Raw genomic sequence first — 4,501 nt, forward strand, 5'->3', positions numbered from 1 at the left:
TGACGAATTTCAGATATTGACACAGCAACGTAATGCTAAACTTGCTGCAGTTTTGATCGAGATAATTGATGGTGAATGGAATCGAGTTAGTAGGCAACTAGATGCTCTTGATACTGATTCTAATGATGTTACTAAAGCAGCAATTTTAGTGGGACAATTTCAAATATTAGATAAATTGAGGTTAGCATTATCTGAAGGTAGCCTAAGTTCTGATTATGAAATAGAAGCTATATGGCGTTCAAAATTAATTCAGCGTGTTATAGAAGGTTTTAATTTAGACTTAGATACTCACACTCCACCTCGTCAATATAAGAGTATAGCACAACAACTGGCAGAAGCTTGTGGACTAGAAGTAATTAAAGATTAATTCTACAAATATAAATGTTATAATTTGATTAAGATTAACTAATTATTTGAACAAGTAGCCCGGTGAGTTGTAGAGGTAACAACTTCCGGGCTAAATTATAATTTTGCTTAATCGGATTTATTTATAAGAGTAAAGACAATTATGGAAACTAATACTAACAAATTTAATTCAAACATTATTCGACAGTGGGCTAATTTAATAGGAATTATTGCTGCTTTTTTTCTGAATGTATATGTTAATCTTGCTCCTCCTGGTGGCAAAACTATTGGTGAAATTTCTAACACTGTATTTCAGGATGTTTTGATTATTCCGGCTAGTTATGCTTTTGCAATTTGGGGATTAATTTATTTAGGTTTAATTAGTTTTGGAGTTTATCAAGTATTACCAGCACAAAGAGAGAATCCAATTTTACAGAGATGTGGATATTTTTTAGTGGGTGCGAGTCTGGCACAAATAGTTTGGGTATTTTTATTTCAATTTCAGTTATTTACCTTTTCAGTTTTGGCAATGTTAGGAATTTTAGGCTGTTTAATTTGCCTATATCTAAATTTAGGAATTAGTTATGAAAGAGTGCCCAAAAAAGATAAATGGTTAGTTCATTATCCGATAAGTATATATTTTGCTTGGATTAGTGTGGCAACGATTGTGAATATAGCAAGCGCCCTACATTATTTAGGCTGGAATAGTACAGGGCAAGTCGCCATAGTTTGGACAATAATCATGTTAATAATTGGAGCAATTATTGCAGGAATTATTAATATGCAAAAGCAAGATATTGCTTATCCTCTAGTATTTGTTTGGGCACTTATAGCCATTGTAATTCGTCATTTAGATATGCCAATCATTGCAGTTACTGCTGGAATTTTAGCTTTAGGATTAGTGGTTTTAGTTTGTGTAAAAGTTGCGTCAATTAGATTAAAATAGAATTAGGTTAAAAAGTATTCCAGAACGAAAATGGTATGAACAACCCCTCCTAAAATTAAACGACTTGCTCACGCGTCGGGGATATTTTACCGAATAATTAAGGTAAAAATCCTCTCCTTTATTTAAAGGAGAAACAATGAATTAATTTCCCCTACCGCGTCAATCCTATCCGTTTTCAAGCAAAGGTAATTATTAATTATTAATTGTTGAACCAAGCTTTTCCTAACGGATTACTCCGCAAACAGATACCATTATCTATGCACTACCTTTTTAAGCTAATAGCTGACAGCTAATAGCTGATAGCTGATAGCTAGTTAAATTAAGTAAAACTTGAAAAATAATATGGCAAGAGGAGAGCAAATATATACTCTTAGAGAGTTTTTAAATATAGATGGTGTTTACGAACATCATGGCATTGACTGTGGTGATGGAACAGTTATTCATTATCGTAAGGGTACAGAAACTATTGAAAGAACTTCTAAAGAATATTTTACTGATAGAAGAAAAGTTTATGTAAAACGTTACCCAGTTCGTTATATTGCTGATACAGTCATTCAAAGAGCAGAAAGTAGATTAGGAGAAAGAAAATATAATATTATTAAAAATAATTGTGAACATTTTGCTACTTGGTGCATAACTGGAGTTAGTCAAAGTCAACAGGTAAAAAACTTTATTCCTCTGCTTTATCACATTAATGTTGAGCAAATTTCAGAACCAATTAAGCAAGCAATTTTAGGAGTAAAAACTGACTTAGATACTACTGAATTAGTCAACAAAGCTTTAGCAGATATAAAAATAGCTTGGGAAAATATTCAACCAGAATATAAACAACTTAAACAGGAAATAAATACCTGGCAAAAAGTAGCAGTGGCGGCGGTCAAACAAGACCGGGAAGATTTAGCTCGTGCTGCTCTAATGCGTAAGCAAAAACATCAACAACGTGCTGATGAATTAGAAGCTAGTTTGCATAAATTGGCTACCATGACAGAAACACTTTTAAGAAGTCAAAATTTAATTACAAATAAATAATTGAAGATTTATTGAGTTTCTCTTCTTACTTATTTACTTCTTGAATCATATCTAAGTTAATTTAAAAAAAGTCATGGGAAGTTAATCTACAGTTATTAATGTCTGAAAAACAGCGCCGTATATTCCGCAAAGAATCTTTAGAACGGCTTTCTTCCCCAGAACGACTAGACCAATTAATGCAAGTAGTTACTCTCAAAGATTGGCTACCTTTAGCAACATTAGGTAGTCTAGTAATTCTGGGTTTATTATGGAGTATTTTCGGCAAAATACCTATTACTATTAGTGGAAAAGGAGTATTAATTCGCCCTCGACAAGTAATAGAATTTCAGTCAGCGATCGCTGGTAGATTACAGTCTTTAAATATACAGGATGGGCAGTGCATAAAAAAAAATTATGTACTGGCAACTATCGATCCATCTCAGCTCAAAAAACAATTAGAATTACAACAGAATAAACTAATTCAATTAGAATCTCAAGCTCAAGATACCCAACAACTACAAAATCAACGTACTCAACTCGAAATAGAAGCTTTAGTAGGAAAAAAAAACAGTTTAGAACAACGCTTGAAAGATACTCAAGCAATAACACCAATACTGCAAAATGATACTTTAAATGCCATCCGAGAACAACGTCAGAGTTTAGAAAAACGTTTGTCAGACCTAGAAACAGTAACTCCTATATTAAAAGAGAAAAAATTAGAGGCGATTGCCAAGCAACGAACTAGCTTACAACAGCGTTTACAAGATGCTAAAGCACTAACTCCCGAGTTACAAGAAAAACAACTAGCAGCACTCACCGAACAAAAAATTACCCTGGAACAAAGGTTAGAAAATACCAAGGCTTTAACCCCTATTTTGCTGAATCAAAATGAAGTAGCATTACAACAAAAACGAGAAAGTCTACTGCAACGTTTACAAGATGCACGAGAGTTAACTCCTACTTTTGAGGAGAGACTAAAAAGACGTCAGGACTTATATGAACAGGGAGCAATTTCTGAAGATACTCTACTGCAAAGCAAACAAGAATATCAACAAAATCTGCAAAATATTACAGAAATAGAAGCAGAGCTAAAGCAACTAGAAGTAGAGCGAACAGAAGCTATAGAAAAATATGCACAAAACCTCAATAATATCAAAGAAATTGAGACTGAATTAACAGAATTAAAAGTGCAGGAAGCACAAGTTAATCAACAATATTTAGACAACCTCAATACTATTAGAGAAATTGAAACCAAAATCCAAGAATTAGATTTACAAACAACCGAAACTGACGAACGATTTTTAGATAATACCAACAGAATTAATGAAATTAAAGCTGAATTACAAGGACTAAAATTACAAGAAACAGAAACAAAGCAAAAATTTTTAGAAAATCAGAATACAATAACTCAAATAAAAGCAGATTTACAAGATTTAGATACTCAGAGAAAACGTTTAGAACAAGAAAATTTAGAAGCAGTTAATACACGCAAAAATCAAATTGAAGAAGTTAAACGAGAAATTGCTCAATTAGAAAAACAAATTACTGATAATAGTAAAATTCTTAGTCCTGTAGATGGATGTATTTTGGAAATACAAACTACTCTCGGACAATTTGTAAATCCAGGTACGACTTTGGGTAAAATTAATATCAAAGGAAAATCAGGAGAATTACAAGCAGTCAGTTATTTTGCTGTTTCAGATGGCAAACGCATCACACCAGAAATGGAAATTTTAATCACTCCTGATACTGTAAAACGGGAAAGGTTTGGTGGAATTATCGGCAAAATTATTTCTGTATCTGATTTTCCTGTAACAAAAGAAGGTGCAAACTTCGTAGTAGGAAATCCTGAAATAGTAGAAAATATTATCGGCGAAAGTGGGGGGAAAATTGAAGCGATCGCTCAACTAAAATTAGACCCCAATACCTTTAGTAGTTATCAATGGTCTTCTTCAAAAGGACCCCAACAAAAATTAACTGCTGGTACAACTACAACAACGCGAGTACGAGTAGAAGAAAGAGCGCCTATTACTTTTGTTTTACCAATTTTAAGGGAGTGGAGTGGGATTTGATTTTCAACTTGATTTTCAGCTAGCGGTTACTAATATCAAGAATTGACTAAGATTCACTAAGTTCTAGTATGTCTTAAAAATTTCTGTTAACTACTTTCTGTGGTCAAAACTGCCAGCAAAGTATTTGCGC

4 protein-coding genes are annotated in these 4,501 nt (G+C 33.0%); all 4 read left to right on the forward strand.

Going from position 1 to position 4,501, the window contains the following annotated elements:
* The coding region (locus F6K13_RS19805; protein WP_287288125.1) for a hypothetical protein at nucleotides 1-367 on the forward strand (367 nt) is incomplete at its 5' end.
* Nucleotides 368-508: 141 nt separating this feature from the next.
* On the forward strand, nucleotides 509-1,291 hold the full coding sequence (locus tag F6K13_RS19810; RefSeq protein ID WP_124142725.1) for a tryptophan-rich sensory protein: 783 nt from the start codon (nucleotides 509-511) through the stop codon (nucleotides 1,289-1,291).
* Between the two features lie 342 nt (nucleotides 1,292-1,633).
* Entirely contained in the window at nucleotides 1,634-2,320 is a 687-nt protein-coding gene (locus tag F6K13_RS19815) for a lecithin retinol acyltransferase family protein (protein WP_124142726.1), read from the forward strand.
* Nucleotides 2,321-2,418: 98 nt separating this feature from the next.
* Entirely contained in the window at nucleotides 2,419-4,371 is a 1,953-nt protein-coding gene (locus F6K13_RS19820; protein WP_124142727.1) for an NHLP bacteriocin system secretion protein, read from the forward strand.
* The last annotated feature ends 130 nt before the right edge of the window (nucleotides 4,372-4,501 follow it).

The organism is Okeania sp. SIO2B9, assembly GCF_010672505.1.
Taxonomy (GTDB): domain Bacteria; phylum Cyanobacteriota; class Cyanobacteriia; order Cyanobacteriales; family Microcoleaceae; genus Okeania; species Okeania hirsuta.